This window comes from Bacillus sp. DTU_2020_1000418_1_SI_GHA_SEK_038 (assembly GCF_032341175.1).
GTDB lineage: Bacteria > Bacillota > Bacilli > Bacillales > Cytobacillaceae > Cytobacillus.
The window spans coordinates 988,621-1,004,714 of sequence record NZ_CP135435.1; the positions used below are offsets into that span (position 1 = coordinate 988,621).

General features: G+C 38.7%; 12 protein-coding genes. All 12 read left to right on the top strand.

Annotated features, from left to right (window positions below):
* The first annotated feature begins 1 nt into the window (after position 1).
* The 12 genes from RRV45_RS04945 (at position 2) to RRV45_RS05000 (ending at position 16,079) form a co-directional block, all read left to right on the top strand.
* The gene (locus tag RRV45_RS04945) at positions 2–940 is read left to right on the top strand and encodes a branched-chain amino acid ABC transporter permease (protein WP_315667654.1); all 939 of its coding nucleotides are present in this window, start codon (positions 2–4) and stop codon (positions 938–940) included.
* A complete protein-coding gene (locus tag RRV45_RS04950; RefSeq protein ID WP_315667655.1) occupies positions 927–1,694 on the top strand; it encodes an ABC transporter ATP-binding protein in 768 nt (255 codons plus the stop codon). The genes RRV45_RS04945 and RRV45_RS04950 overlap by 14 nt, the downstream gene beginning before the upstream one ends.
* On the top strand, positions 1,695–2,399 hold the full coding sequence (locus RRV45_RS04955) for an ABC transporter ATP-binding protein (protein WP_315667656.1): 705 nt from the start codon (positions 1,695–1,697) through the stop codon (positions 2,397–2,399).
* Between the two features lie 630 nt (positions 2,400–3,029).
* Positions 3,030–3,860, top strand: coding sequence for a basic amino acid ABC transporter substrate-binding protein (locus RRV45_RS04960; RefSeq protein ID WP_315667657.1), 831 nt, complete (start codon positions 3,030–3,032; stop codon positions 3,858–3,860).
* A gap of 71 nt (positions 3,861–3,931) precedes the next feature.
* Positions 3,932–4,588, top strand: coding sequence for an amino acid ABC transporter permease (locus RRV45_RS04965; protein ID WP_315667659.1), 657 nt, complete (start codon positions 3,932–3,934; stop codon positions 4,586–4,588).
* Positions 4,585–5,307, top strand: a complete 723-nt coding sequence (locus RRV45_RS04970; protein ID WP_315667660.1) for an amino acid ABC transporter ATP-binding protein — start codon at positions 4,585–4,587, stop codon at positions 5,305–5,307. The genes RRV45_RS04965 and RRV45_RS04970 overlap by 4 nt, the downstream gene beginning before the upstream one ends.
* Positions 5,308–5,661: 354 nt before the next feature.
* The gene (gene hutU / locus RRV45_RS04975; RefSeq protein WP_315667661.1) at positions 5,662–7,383 is read left to right on the top strand and encodes a urocanate hydratase; all 1,722 of its coding nucleotides are present in this window, start codon (positions 5,662–5,664) and stop codon (positions 7,381–7,383) included.
* Positions 7,384–7,495: 112 nt separating this feature from the next.
* Positions 7,496–8,743 (top strand): imidazolonepropionase, encoded by a 1,248-nt coding sequence (gene hutI / locus RRV45_RS04980; RefSeq protein ID WP_315667662.1) that lies wholly within the window; start codon positions 7,496–7,498, stop codon positions 8,741–8,743.
* 33 nt (positions 8,744–8,776) lie between these two features.
* On the top strand, positions 8,777–9,943 hold the full coding sequence (locus RRV45_RS04985) for a M20/M25/M40 family metallo-hydrolase (RefSeq protein ID WP_315667663.1): 1,167 nt from the start codon (positions 8,777–8,779) through the stop codon (positions 9,941–9,943).
* 215 nt (positions 9,944–10,158) lie between these two features.
* A complete protein-coding gene (locus tag RRV45_RS04990) occupies positions 10,159–11,475 on the top strand; it encodes a Na+/H+ antiporter family protein (RefSeq protein WP_315667664.1) in 1,317 nt (438 codons plus the stop codon).
* Between the two features lie 53 nt (positions 11,476–11,528).
* Positions 11,529–13,049: a histidine ammonia-lyase gene (hutH, locus tag RRV45_RS04995; protein ID WP_315667666.1), complete on the top strand. Its 1,521-nt coding sequence runs from the start codon at positions 11,529–11,531 to the stop codon at positions 13,047–13,049.
* Between the two features lie 840 nt (positions 13,050–13,889).
* Positions 13,890–16,079, top strand: coding sequence for a DNA topoisomerase III (locus RRV45_RS05000; protein WP_315667667.1), 2,190 nt, complete (start codon positions 13,890–13,892; stop codon positions 16,077–16,079).
* Positions 16,080–16,094: the final 15 nt, after the last annotated feature.

Consider the following 16,094-nt stretch of genomic DNA (forward strand, 5'->3'; position numbering starts at 1 on the left):
GTTGGATTTTATTAACCCATATTATATAGATATTTTAATTTTTTTAGTGATTAATATTCTTTTAGGCCTAGGATTGAATTTAACAACTGGATTTGCAGGTCAGGTTTCTTTGGGACACGCAGCATTCTATGGAATTGGTGCTTACACATCAGCCATATTATCTGCTAATTATGGTTTAAATGTTTGGATATCCATGCTCATTGCTATTGTAGTAACTTTCTTATTAGGTGCACTTTTAGGGCTGCCTAGTTTGCGTTTAAGGGATGATTTTCTTGCAATTACAACATTGGGCTTAGGACTTGTCGCGCACTCTTTTTTTAATAATTCCCAACTTACAGGAGGAGCGTATGGAATAAATTCAATACCTGCCCCAACCTTTTTTGGGATAGAGGTGGAGAACGTAGGATATCTCATTTTGGTTGTCATTGCATTAATCTTAGCCATCTATATCATGAGAAAAATGACACGGTCTAGAATTGGGAGAGCTTGGGTGACTATAAGAGAAGATGAAACTGTAGCTCAATCGATGGGAATCAATACCATGTATTATAAAGTGTTAGCCTTTGCAATCGGAGCAGCCTTTGCAGGTGTTGCAGGTGCCTTATTTGCTCATAAAATTTATTTTGTAAATGCTGACTCTTTTACATTTACAACTTCAGCAACTATCTTAAGTATGATCGTTATAGGTGGGTTGGGTAGTATAAGGGGAACTTTATTAGGTGTGACACTTTTATACACAATACCGGAACTATTTCATATTTTTGATGTAGGAAATTTGTTGAACTTAAATTATCTAGATAATTATAAAATGATGTTTTACGGATTACTTATGGTTTTAGTTATGAGATATAGTCCTAAAGGATTGATAGACATTAAAAATATAAAAATTAGAAATTTAAAACCAGCTGTGAAAAGTGGTGATCAGAATGTTGGAAGTTAAAAATGTTTCAAAGTTTTTCGGTGGATTAACAGCTATAAAAAATGTAAGTCTGAAGGTACAAAAAGGTGAAATTTTTGGTTTAATTGGACCAAATGGCGCAGGTAAAACAACATTGTTTAATATGTTAACAGGAATTTATAGTCCTAATAATGGAGAAATAGTATTTGAAGAAACTATGATTCAAAAGTTAAAACCATTTCAAATAGCCAGATTAGGAGTTTCAAGGACATTCCAAAATATAAGGTTATTAGGTAATGAGACTGTTGCAGAAAATGTAAAGATAGGAATGTTTCGAAAGACAAAGTCAGGCTTAATTTCAGCTATAATGAATGCTAAATCTCAACGGAAAGAAGAGCAATTTGTTGAAGAAAAAGTTAAACAAATATTAATGGAGGTTGGTTTAGAAAATTACATGGATTTAAATGCAGGTAATTTATCTTATGGAAATCAGCGTAAGGTAGAGATAGCCCGCGCACTTGTATCTGATCCAAAACTTATATTATTAGATGAACCATGTGCGGGTATGAATGATACTGAGGTAGAAGAAATAAATTTATTAGTAAAAAGTATACGAGACAAAGGGACAACAGTGATCATTATCGAACATAATGTCCCTATGCTAGTAGGATTGTGTGATAGTATGGCTGTATTAAATCACGGAGAGAAGATAGCTGATGGATCTCCTGAGCAAGTTACTTCTGATAGCGCAGTAGTAAATGCCTATATAGGAAGTGAAGAAGAGGAAGTGATTTAATTGCTAACAATAAAAAATCTGAATGTTTTTTATAACCAAATTCATGCAGTAAAAGATCTCAACATAGAGTTAAATAAAGGGGAAATAGTAACCTTAATGGGATCGAATGGTGCTGGAAAGTCCTCAAGTCTAAATGCGATTTCTGGATTAATAAAATCCTCAGGTTCCATCCTATTTAATGGTGATGAAATAAATAGATTAAGTCCAGATCAAATTGTTAAAAAAGGAATAGTAATGGTTCCCGAAGGTCGAAGAATTTTTCCTAAATTAACAGTTTTGGAAAACTTGCTATTAGGAGCATATACTAGAAACGTTACTAATAATATTAAAGCACAGGAATTGGAAGAAATATTTGAATTATTTCCTAGACTTGAAGAAAGAAAAAGGCAATTAGGCGGTACAATGAGTGGTGGTGAGCAGCAAATGTTAGCAATAGGCAGGGCATTAATGGGGAAACCAAAAGTTTTAATGCTTGATGAACCATCTATGGGGTTAGCACCAATCGTTGTAAAAGATATTTATGAAACTATTAAGAAAATTAAAGGCCAAGGGCTAACAATATTATTAGTTGAACAAAATGCAAATAAAGCATTATCTGTTGCTGATAGGGCATACATCATCGAGAATGGACAAATTAAATATCATGATAAGGCACGAAATTTATTAGAGCAAGATGTTATCCAAAAAGCCTATCTTGGTGGCTAAATATTGTTCTTATAAATTCAGCTGCGATCTAGTAATACGAACCCTAATTTCTATTCTAAAAGTTTAATAAAAGTAATTGGCAAGATACATTCTTAATATTAGTTAATATTAGAAATAGCCTATTTTCCCTTAAGGAAAAGTAGGCTATTTTTTATTAAGCAAAAAACATCTGCATGTAAATAGGGTCTACTTAATAATGGCGTGACTAATACTTTTCATCGAATATCCTGCAAAAACGCAATAATTAATAAAAATTACAGTTTTTTTATTTTGCTTATGCAAAAGTAATCTGCATGATTAAAGAGTAGCTAAATAAAAGATTTTGACGAATAAACTGTTTGCAGTTAATAAAATAGCAAAAAACATCTGCAGTTTTATTTGCTGAATTTATTGAATAGAGGGAATATTTAGGAATAACGAGACTAAAGAAGCCCCTGTGATGCGAAATTATATTACATTAGTCATTTTGGCACAATCCTTGCAAAAGATTTTAATTGATTAGAAAAAATCATTTAAGAGAGGAGAGCGGTATTTTTCAAAGGATTAATCTCCTGATTGAAAAGATATTAGTAAATAGCTTACTAGATTTTACGGAAAGTTTTGGTTACAAAATCCAAAGGGGGCAATGAAATGAAAAGGTTTACAATTTTTGCTATTGTAATGATTTTCTCACTTATTCTATCAGCTTGCGGTACGAGTCAAAAGACTTCAGAGGGAAGCGGAGATAGTGCAGCTTCAGGTGAAGGTAAGAAAAAACTTAAAATCGCAACAGAGGCAAACTATGCGCCATTTGTATTTTTAGATAATGGTGAAATGAAAGGCTTTGACGTTGACTTTATGAGTGCCGTTGCTAAGGAAGCAGGCTATGAATATGAAATGGTCCATGTCGGCTGGGATCCTCTATTTGTCGAAGTAAAAGACAAACTTTCGGATATGGGGATTTGTGCGATTACGATTAATGATGTGCGATCAGAAACCTATGATTTTTCTGCACCATACTATTTATCAACGAATGAGATTCTAGTTCCAGAGGGCAGTGATATTAAGAGTGCAGCTGACTTAAAGAATGACAAGGTAGTGGCAGTTCTTGGCGGAACGACTGGGGAAGCGGCAGTAGAGAAAATACTTGGAGTAAACAATAAAAACATTAAAAAGTTTGATAATAATAATTTAGCCATTTTGGAATTAACGAGTGGCGGTGCAGATGCAGTAGTTGCCGATAATGCAGTAGTTCAGGCTTATGCCCAGAATAATCCAAACGATAAGCTAAATGTTATTAGCGATAAAGAAGGCTTTGAAAATGAATTTTACGGCCTTATGTTTCCAAAAGGCAGTGAATTAAAAGCAGAATTTGATGTGGCTGTTACTGAGGTTTTGAAAAATGGAACTTATACTGAAATTTATAAGAAATGGTTCGGAGTAGAACCGGATGTTGAGACCATTTTAGCTCAGCAAAAATAAATAATTAAATCAAAATTGCGTAACGCAGTAGGAAAAGTTACGCAATTTTGGTTTACATAGGGGGAAGAGCAATGGATTTCAGGTTGGACATCTTAGTAAATTATATTCCTTTCTTTGTAAAGGGGACATTATTAACGATTGGTTTGTCAATTGTAGGTATTATATTTGGAACCATTCTTGGTTTATTTATCGGCTTAGGGAAAATGATGAAAAATAAGCTGCTTGCCTTTATTTTTAATTGCTACATTATATTTTTCCGCGGAACACCTTTATTTGTTCAAATATTATTAATTCATTTCGGGGTAGTACCATTATTTATTGGGCATACGAATGGGATTGTGGCTAGTATTATTGCGCTCTCCTTAATTGCAGGTGCCTATATAGCTGAAATTTTTCGTGCTGGTATACAGTCCATTGATAAAGGACAGATGGAAGCAGCCCGTTCTCTCGGCATGTCCCATGTTCAAGCAATGAAACATGTCATATTGCCTCAGGCCTTCAAACGAATGATCCCTCCTCTAGGGAATGAGTTCATTGTCCTTATTAAAGAGTCCTCCCTCGCAGCCATCGTGGCGACACCTGAACTGATGTACTATGGACGAGCATTAGCTAGTCAAACTTTCCGTGTGTGGGAGCCTTATATTACAGCAGCGCTCATTTATCTTGTGTTAACAACAACATTAGGCTTCTTATTGAATAAACTTGAAAGAAGGTTGACAACAGAATGATTCAAGTGAAGAAATTAAAAAAAACATTCGGACAAAATGAAGTTTTAAAAGATATTAATGCTTCTATACAACCACAGGAAGTTGTCGTTGTGATTGGTCCATCAGGGTCAGGAAAGTCTACATTTTTAAGATGTATTAATTTGCTTGAATCGATAACAGACGGTCAAATTACAATTGAGGGCGTTGATATAACCGATAAAAAAACAGATATTAATAAAGTAAGAACTGAAGTCGGAATGGTTTTTCAGCAATTTAATTTATTTCCTCATAAAACGGTCATTCAAAATATCATGCTTGCTCCTATGCAAGTGAGAAAAATATCTGCAGAGGAAGCTAAGAAAACAGGTCTTGAGCTTCTGAAAAAAGTGGGACTTGAGGAGAAGGCAAATGTTTATCCAGATTCATTATCAGGCGGGCAAAAGCAGCGGGTTGCAATTGCAAGAGCGTTAGCGATGAAGCCAAAAATCATGCTTTTCGATGAGCCGACCTCAGCGCTAGATCCAGAAATGGTTGGAGAAGTGCTTGAAGTAATGAAGCAATTGGCTAAAGAAGGGATGACGATGGTTGTTGTAACTCATGAAATGGGATTTGCCCGAGAAGTGGGAGATCGGGTTTTGTTCATGGATGGAGGTGTCATTGTCGAAGAAAATAGTCCGAAAGAAATTTTTGAAAACCCAAAGCATGAAAGAACGAAAGCTTTTTTAAGTAAAGTTTTATAAGAATAAAAACATCGGCTGAGTAAAGCTGATGTTTTTTTGCAGAAATGGATAAGATATCTGCTCCATGCAAAATCCATCTGCATGGAATAAATGAAATCGTTTTCAAGGGTTGTATCTCTTTCCTTACAAGACTATACAAATATCTGCAAAATTCATCTGCGATAGATTGCTTGAATTTGATTTTAAATGTAAGAAAAAGGAAGGAAAATAATAAGTTTATCGTGTGAAATGGGCCAAAAAACTATCCTTATCTTTATTTAATTGAATATTCCGCCTTATCCAACTTACTTGGCACAGTTTTTGCAACAGTATTGATTAAGAAATTTAAATTTATCATTCAGGGAGGAAATACACATGTCTAAACCAGAAATCCTATATTCCGTTAAAGCACAAAGGGGACCTGAGCTTCGCTGTAAAGGCTGGAGACAAGAATCGATTTTACGGATGCTTGAAAATAATATGGAAAACGCTGAGAGGCCAGAAGAACTAGTTATCTATGGAGGGATCGGGAAAGCAGCCCGTAACTGGGAGTCTTACCACGCGATCGTAAAATCTTTAAAAGAGCTTGAGGATGATGAAACTTTAGTTGTTCAATCTGGAATGCCAGTTGCGGTATTTAAAACCCATAAATATGCGCCGACAGTTGTCATGGCAACGACAAACATCATGAAGGCGGATTGGCCAACATTCTATGATTTACAAGATAAAAACTTAACCATGTATGCAAACTATACAGCAGCTCCATGGGAGTATATCGGTACACAAGGAGTTATCCAAGGGACTTTCGAAACTTTATCAGCGATTGCTCGCCTTCATTACAATGATTCTCTAGTTGGAAAAATCCTTTTAACAGCAGGTGCCGGCGGAATGGGTGGAAACCAAACGAGAGCGATGACAATGCACGGCGGAGTTGCGATTTTATGTGACTCTAATGTTGAGATTATTAAGCGCCGTATTGAAAAGAAATTCATTGATGTTTTAGCAGAATCATTGGATGAGGCTATCGCCATGGCAAAACAAGCTGCAGCAGAAGGCAAACCACTTGGTATTGCAGTAGTCGGAAACGCTGCAGATATTTTTGAAGAGGTGCTTGAAAAAGGGTGGCTTCCAGACATCTCAACTTCTATGACACCAGGCCATGATCCAATTTCTTACTTACCAGCAGGCTACACAGTAGAGGAAGCAGAAAAGCTTCGTGATACAGATCGTACCCTTTACTTAGAAAAAGCACGCGAAACAATGATCCGTGAATTGAAAACGCTAATCAAATTTATGGACTTAGGCGTTCACTCCTTTGAATACGGTACGAGTCACCGTAAAGAATGTGTCGATGCCGGTTTTGATCCGAAGGAAGCGAAGCGCCTTCCAGGCTTCGTAGCTGAATACATTCGTCCATTGTTCTGCGAAGGCCGCGGACCTTTCCGCTGGGTATGCTTATCCGGAGACGCAGAAGATTTAAGAAAAATTGATGAAATGATTTTAGAAAAATTTGCAGATGATTACCTAGTTACTCGCTGGATCAAGCTAGCAATGAAGCATATTCCGATTGAAGCACTGCCAGCTCGTATTTGCTACATGGGCTTCGGACAGCGTAAAGCATTTGCGCTAGAAGTAAACGATATGATCCGCCGCGGTGAGCTTTCTGGTCCGGTTGCATTCTCTCGCGACAACTTAGACTCTGGTTCAATCGTGAACCCAACATTCGAATCTGAAAATATGAAGGACGGCTCTGATTTAATCTCTGACTGGCCGGTATTGAATGGCCTATTAAACGCAGTTGGTATGTGTGACTTAATCGCACTTCAAGCGAATTACTCAATGGGTGAAGCCGTTCACACAGGCGTAACGATGATCGCAGATGGAACAGATGAGTCTGATATGAGACTAGAGGTAGCGATGACGGTTGACTCTGGAATCGGAGTTGTCCGCCATGCACAGGCTGGCTATGAAATCGCACAAGATGTAGCAAATGGAAAAGGAAAATTAACGAAAGAAAGCATCAAAATCCCATTATGGTGGTCTCCAAAAGCAACATTTGGTCCTAAGGATTTAGAAAAAGAAGATGTGAAGGCTTAATCATTTTTTCAAAATAATTAGGTGGCTCATAGGATTATTCCCTTTTGAGCCCCCAATCTTTTTAGAAGAGTCAAAATTACAGCTGGTTTGACTAAAAGGAGGTTTTTGTGAAGTGTCTGAAACGAAGGTCAAGTTAAATGTGGACATAGTGATCAGCAATGCATCTGAGGTCATTACATGTATCGGTGAGGGTATGGAGGAAATTGGTATCCTGACTGATGCATGGATTGCGATTAAGGATGAAAAAATTGTTGGAGTTGGAACAGAGGCAGAGGTAAAAAGTAATTTTGATTTGGAAGAGTCTTCTTTTATCGATGCAAAAGGTAAAGTGGTCGCTCCGGGGTTTGTTGATTCACATAGCCATTTAGTTTTCTACGGAACACGGGTGGAAGAATATGCGGCTAAACTGACTGGGAAACCAGAAAAATTGGAGCAGCTAAAAATTACAACAGGCCCGAGCCGAACGGTTGAGCTTACACGCAACGAACCAGAAGAGGAATTATTCCAGCAATCCAAAAAACGCGTCATGACAATGCTTGAGCACGGAATCACAACAATTGAAAGCAAGAGCGGATACGGTTTAACGACGGAAAGTGAAATCAAAATTTTAGAAGTAGGCAGAAGGCTGGACAATGAAACACCGCTAGATGTGTTAAATACATTTTTAGGTGCACATGGATTTCCAGAGAATCTGACGAAAAGTGAGTATTTGGATGTCATCATCAACGAAATGATCCCTAAAGTCGGAGAGCAAGGACTAGCAGAATTCTGTGACGTTTGGTGTGACGAAGGCTATTTTACGGCTGAAGAATCTGAACTAATCCTGAAAGCAGGATTAAAATACGGAATGAAGCCAAAGATTCATGCGGATGCATACTCTTATATCGGCGGTTCTGATTTAGCAGCGGAAATGAAAATGGTTTCAATCGACCATTTAAATTATACACCAGCTGAAGTCGTGGAAAAGCTGGCTGAGGCAGAAGTGACAGGTGTCTTAATGCCAGCTTTAGATTTTGCTGTTGGTCATAAACAGCCTTTTGATGCTCGGCAAATGTTAGACAAGGGAATGGAAATCGCACTTGCGACAGACCTCTGCCCGGCTTGTTATACAGAGTCCATGCAGTTTGTTATTAATTTGGCATGCCGATTATATAAATTCTCCGTTGAAGAGGCAATCAAAGCTGCTACATATGGCGGAGCGAGGGCACTTGATTTAGATGACCGCGGCGTAATTCAGGAAGGAAAGCTAGCAGACTTGCAAATTTGGGATGTCCCAACCTATAAGCATATTGCTTACGAGCTTGGAACAAATATCGTAGAAAAGGTCATTAAAAAAGGAAAAGTTGTTATTAGCCGCTAGTCAATAGATTCATACAATTGGAGGGTTCAAAAAATGACAACAAAACATGCATCTAGTGCTGCAGAGTTTGTAAATGCGGATCGGTTACAGGAATTATTTCTAGAGTTAGCAAAAATTAATGCACCGAGCACGAAGGAACAGCTTGTAGCTGATTATTTAGTGAAGGCATTGCCAAAACTTGGCTTTTCCATTGAGTTTGATGAGGCTCACAAAAACTTCGATGGAGAAGTCGGAAACTTAGTTGCCTGGCATGAAGGTACTGATCCATCTATTCCGCCATTATTCTTCTCCACACATATGGATACAGTACTGCCAACTGAAGGGTTAAAACCTGTTATTAAAGATGGTGTCATCCATTCTGATGGAACAACCATTTTAGGAGCAGACGATCGTGCAGCCTTAGCCGCTTACTTAGAAGCGATGAGAGCGATTATTGAAGGCGGTATTCCACATGGCCCGATTGAGTTCATTTTAACAGTCAATGAACAGCCAGGATTAGTCGGTGCAAGATACATGGACTACTCAAAAGCAAAAAGTAAAACAGGTTATATTTTTGACAGCAGTGGAGATGTAGGACAAATTATCCTAAAAGGTCCTTACAGCTCAAGGATTTGGATGGAAGTAGAAGGAAAGGCAGCACATATCGCTCTCAATGCAGAAGAAGGGAATAGTGCGTTTTTAATAGCCGCTGAAGGGTTAACAAATATGAAGTTAGGTACGATTGATGAGGAGACTCTAGCCAATATAGGAATTATTAAAGGCGGAGAACTGACTTCAATTATTCCTGGAAGTGTGACGGTTGCTGGGGAAGTTCGCAGCTTTTCAAAGGAAAAGCTTGATCAGCAGCTTGAGCATATGGCAGAAGCAATGAAACAAGCCGCTGAGAAAATAAGCGGCAAAGTAAATGTGAAAATTGAGAAGAAATACAGTGGATTTGATATCCCTGAAAACGATATTCTAGTAAGAAATGCAGAAGAAGCGGCAAGAAATATTCATGTAAAGCCATATTTAACAGAAACACTCGGCGGGGCAGATACAAATGTTCTAAATGAAAATGGTCTAACATGCTTAACCCTTGGCTTAGGCTTCCAAAATATTCATTCTTTCAGAGAATGCATTAGCATTGAGAACTTAGTTAACACTGGCAGACTAACAGCAGCTTTAATTGAACAATGGTATATAAATCATAAGGATAAATAGGTTAAGAGACTTTAGGTGTTATGATAGATTTTTAAAAAGACTGCACCTAGGACTAAACACAATCGAAGAAAATATTACCGCTATTTCTTGTTAAGTCAAGAATAGCGGTAAAGGTTAATAATTGAGTAAATTTCATATTGTATTCAACAGCTGATACACTATGAAATTCATTCGATTATGAATATATGGATTCTTTAAAACAGAGGTGGGTTTGTATGTTAAGTAATCCCGTACTAATATCTGTTATCGTTTTATCTGTTCTAAGTCTAGCAAGAGTACATGTTATTTTTGCCCTATTAATTTCCGCCATTGTTGCTGGCTTAACAGCAAATTTAACTTTATCAGATACAATCAATTCATTAATAAATGGTATGGGAGGGCAATCCTCTACGGCATTAAGTTATATTTTGCTAGGTATTTTTGCAGCCATGATTGCTTATTCCGGAATTACAACCATTCTTATTAATAAGTTGCTTGCCATGAAGAAGCAAAGTAAAATCTTGCTATTGCTGATGTTTGCTGTGATTGCTTGTTTATCAGGAACGCTAATTCCGGTTCACATTGCGTTTATCCCAATCTTAATTCCTCCGTTATTACTATTTTTAAATTATTTAAAAATGGATCGCAGGGCAGTGGCTTGTGCACTCACTTTTGGGCTGAAAATGCCGTACATTGTCATTCCAGCAGGATACGGGATTATTTTCCATGGGATTATTGCTTCTGAAATGAAGGCGAGTGGACTGGAAATTGCTCAATCACAAATTCCGCTTGCAATGATCATCCCAGCGATAGGTATGTTTGTTGGTCTATTTATTGCAATGTTTATTTCCTACCGAAAACCAAGAGAATATGGTGAAGATCAAGTGATGGCTTTGGCTGAGGTGAGTGCTGCAGCAGAGACGCCAGCACGTAAACTGCAATTTAAGGATTTTATTACAATCGGGGCAGTCGTTGCGGCATTAATCGTGCAATTACAATTTGGCTCGCTTGTTCTTGGAGCGTTAGCTGGGATCATTATCATGTTTGCCGGCAGAATTGTAACGTTAGGTGAAGGGGAGCAGATTGTCCAAGATGGTGTAAAATTAATGGGAGCGATTGCATTCGTTATGCTTATCGCATCAGGATATGCAGCTATATTAAAGGAAACAGGGGCAGTTACTGAATTGGTTACAGCAGTTGACACTGTGGTAGGAGGCAGTAAATTTATTGCAGCTGTTGTACTACTGCTTATTGGTTTGTTAGTAACGATGGGGATTGGCACATCCTTTGGGACAGTTCCTATTTTGGCAGCCGTGTTTGTTCCGCTTTGTATCTCCATTGGGTTTAGCCCATTAGCTACTGCTGCTTTAATCGGAACAGCAGGAGCGCTCGGTGATGCAGGATCTCCGGCATCGGATAGTACACTTGGACCAACATCGGGATTAAATGCAGATGGAAAGCATAATCATATTTGGGACACATGTGTACCAACATTCATTCATTACAATATCCCATTATTTATATTTGGCGTCATTGCCGCATTAGTTTTATAATACTTTTTAGAGTCTGAATTTTTAGTCATTTAAAATAGAGGAGTGGACAACTTATGAGCAACAGTGGAATCGCAGGATTAGATGTAGTAGAACTTGATGGAGTAACATTAGATCGACATAAGGTAGAAAAAATTGTTAGAGGTACTGCAAAAGTATCAATCCCAGAGGAAAACCGTCTAAAAGTTCGTGCAAGCCGAAACCGTATTGAAAAGCAACTCAGTGACGGAAAAATTCTTTACGGTGTGAACACTGGATTTGGAAAGCTTAGCGATATAGAAATCGAGAAAGAAGATATCGAAAAATTACAGTTGAACTTATTACGAGCAGATGCTGTAGGTGTTGGAGACCCTCTGCCTACTCCAGTTGTAAGAGCGATGATGACGTTGCGTGCAAATGCTTTAGTACGCGGATTTTCTGGAATTAGAGAAGAAACTGTTCAACTGCTTATCGATATGATCAATGAAGGTGTGCATCCTGTCGTACCAAGCAAAGGTTCTGTCGGGGCCAGCGGTGATTTAGCGCCACTTTCTCATATCGCAATCGTTTTAGTTGGTGAAGGGAAAGCAGAATACAAAGGTGAAATTCTTCCTGGGGGAGAAGCTTTAAAACGGGCTGGATTGGAAGCGGTTACCTTACAAGCGAAGGAAGGACTTGCATTAATCAATGGAACACAGTGTATGTCTGGAGTTGGGGTTGTTGCTCTTAACGAAGCGGAGAGAGTCGGTTTGGCAGCAGATATGGCAGCTTGCTTGACGATGGAAGCACTGCATGGAGTTATTTCCGCTTTTGATAGTGAATTACTTGCTGTCCGTCCACATCCTGAGCTTGAGTTCGTAGCTTCACGGATGAGAAAGTGGCTTGAAGGCAGTGAACGTATTACGCGTCAAGGGGAAATCCGCATTCAGGATGCTTACTCCATTCGCTGTATTCCACAGGTGCATGGTGCATCATGGCAAGCCTTTAACTATGTGGATGACCGTCTAAGGATTGAAATGAATTCCACTACTGACAATCCAATCGTGCTAGAAAACGGGGAAGTTATTTCTGGAGGACATTTCCACGGTCAGCCAATTGCTCTGTCAATGGACTTCTTGAAAGTAGCAGCTGCAGAATGGGCTAATATTTCTGAGCGCAGAACGGAGAGACTAGTAAATCCGCAATTAAGTGGATTATCGCCATTCTTGGCTCCAGATCCCGGCCTAGAATGTGGCCTAATGGTAGCACAATATGCAGCAGCAGCCCTAGTTTCTGAAAATAAAGTTCTTGCTCATCCAGCGAGTGTTGATTCCATTCCAACTTCTGCAAATCAAGAAGACCATGTGAGCATGGGTACAATCGGTTCTCGTCAAGCAAGGGAAATCATTCATAATTCTGCTAGAGTCATAGCGATTGAAATGATTTGTGCTTCCCAAGCGATCTATTTAGAAAAAGCAGAAAGCCAGCTTGCTCCTGCGACTAGAGAATACTTAGAAAAAATAAGAGCCATTTGCCCGCCGTTAGAAAGTGACCGTGCCATTTCGGATCAAATGGAAGAATTGGCTCAGTTTATTTTGAGAGAAGATGTATTGAAGTAATAAATATTGCGAAGTTGTCTATTAATCGGGTAATTGGATTAATGGACAACTTCTTTTTAGTTATAGTTTTGAAGGAAACTGCTGGAAATTGTCATGGGAGGTTCATGGAACGTGTTTTGATAAGCAGACATCGTAAACGGTTACCATGAGGAGTTCATGGATCGTATTTTTAAAAGAAATTGCTGTAACCGGTCTGCATGAATGGTTCATGAATCGCATTTTGATAAGTAGCCATCGCAAAAGGTTGCCATGGGGGATTCATAGATCGTGTTTTTAAAGAAATTGCTGTAAACGCTCACCATGAGAGGTTCATGGAACGTGTAATCGAAAGAAAGCTCCGCAAAGGCTCACTATGAGAGGTTCATGGAACGTGTTTTCAAAAGAAAGTACCCGAAACGCTCACTATGAGAGGTTCATGGAACGTGTAATCGAAAGAAAGCTCCTCAAACGCCCACCATGAGAGGTTCATTGGACGTGTAATCGAAAGAAAGCTCCTCAAACGCTCACCATGGGTGGTTCATGGAACGTGTAATCGAAAGAAAGCTCCTCAAACGCTCACCATGAGAGGTTCATGGAACGTGTTTTCAAAAGAAATCACCTCAAATGGTCGTCATAAATCCCTCGTGAATCATGAAAGCTCTATAAATCTTTTAATTCACCTCGAAAAACGATCTGCGATTCTCGTTAACATATTGTCGCACTCCTTTCCATTGTTAGTACATGCCTCTGGAGTGGACATGTCCTTTATGTCAAAAAGTGGAAGGTGGTGCAATGGATTATTCAGAAAAACAGCCTGTATGTTATATTTAACTTACGTAATTTGAAAGGATGTTTTTTAAAATGGCAAAAAGTGTTGTAATTGCTGAAAAACCTTCTGTTGCACGTGATATTGCACGTGTGCTGAATTGTAATAAAAAGGGAAATGGGTATCTGGAAGGCGATAAATATATTGTTACATGGGCGCTAGGGCACCTCGTTACACTTGCTGATCCAGAAAACTATGATGTGAAATATAAGACATGGAATTTAGAAGATCTGCCTATGCTGCCTGAGCGGATGAAATTGACAGTCATTAAGCAGACGGGAAAGCAATTTCAGGCTGTGAAAAGTCAGCTGATTAGAAAGGATGTCAATGAAATCATTATCGCGACAGACGCTGGAAGAGAGGGGGAGTTAGTCGCACGATGGATTATTGATAAAGTTAAGGTCAATAAACCGATTAAACGGCTATGGATTTCTTCTGTTACGGATAAAGCGATAAAAGATGGTTTTGCTAATTTGAAGCCGGGTAAAGCTTATGAGAATTTATATGCCTCCGCAGTCGCACGTTCAGAAGCTGATTGGTATATCGGTCTAAATGCAACTCGCGCGTTAACAACCAGGTTCAATGCCCAGCTTAACTGTGGCCGCGTGCAAACACCAACTGTCGCAATCATTGCAGCCCGTGAGGATGAAATCAAAAATTTCAAGGCACAAACCTATTACGGCATTGAAGCCCAAACAACAGACCAATTAAAGCTGACTTGGCAGGATGCCAAAGGGAACAGCCGAAGCTTTGATAAAGAGAAAATTGATGGGATTGTAAAAAAAATAGGCAAACAAAATGCGACCGTAACGGAAATTGAGAAAAAGCCGAAGAAATCATTTTCTCCAGGACTTTATGATTTAACAGAATTACAGCGCGATGCAAATAAAATCTTTGGCTACTCTGCAAAGGAAACATTAAACATTATGCAAAAGCTGTATGAGCAGCATAAGGTTTTAACGTATCCTCGTACTGATTCACGTTTCATCTCTAAGGATATTATAGGAACGCTTCCTGAACGATTAAAAGCTTGTGGAGCAGGAGACTATCGTTCATTAGCTCATAAAATTTTAGGCAAGCCGATTAAAACTTCGAAAGCATTTGTGGATGACAGCAAAGTGTCCGATCACCATGCGATCATTCCAACAGAAAGCTATGTAAACTTCACAGCCTTCACTGATAAAGAACGAAAAATTTACGATCTAGTGGTAAAACGATTCTTAGCCGTTTTATTTCCTGCCTTCGAATACGAGCAATTAACGCTTCGTGCAAGGATTGCTGATGAGAATTTTATCGCTAGAGGAAAAACGATTTTATCGGCTGGATGGAAGGAAGTATATGAAAATCGCTTTGAAGATGATGAGGCTGAAGACGATCTGAAAGAGCAAATTTTACCACGCATTGAAAAAGGCGATACATTGAACGTAAAATTAATCGCACAAACGTCTGGCCAAACAAATCCGCCAGCACGCTTTAATGAGGCAACATTGCTTTCGGCAATGGAAAATCCAGCGAAGTATATGGACACGCAGAATAAGAAATTAGCCGATACTTTAAAATCAACGGGCGGACTAGGTACGGTAGCTACACGTGCTGATATTATTGATAAACTATTCAATTCGTTCTTAATCGAAAAGCGCGGCAAAGACATTCATATTACCTCGAAGGGCCGTCAATTACTAGATTTAGTGCCAGAAGAGCTTAAGTCTCCTGCACTGACAGCGGAGTGGGAGCAAAAGCTTGATCAAATTGCTCATGGCAAGCTGAAAAAAGATGTGTTTATCAGAGAAATGAAAAACTATACAAAAGAAATCGTTGCTGAAATTAAAGCCAGCAATAAGAAATACAAGCACGACAACATTTCCACAAAATCCTGTCCAGACTGTGGAAAACCAATGCTTGAGGTGAACGGCAAAAAAGGCAAAATGCTCGTTTGCCAAGATCGTGAATGTGGACATCGTAAAAATGTTTACCGCGTTACAAATGCACGTTGCCCGCAATGTCATAAGAAACTGGAACTGCGCGGAGAAGGCGAAGGCCAAATCTTCGTATGTAAATGTGGATATCGTGAAAAGTTATCTGCTTTCGAGGCACGCAGAAAAAAAGAATCTAAAGGAAAAGTGGATAAACGAACTGTCCAAAAGTATTTGAAAAATCAGCAGAAAGATGAAGAGCCTTTGAATAATGCGCTGGCAGAGGCATTAAAAGGGTTGAAGTTTGATTAATGTAGCTTTAAATAG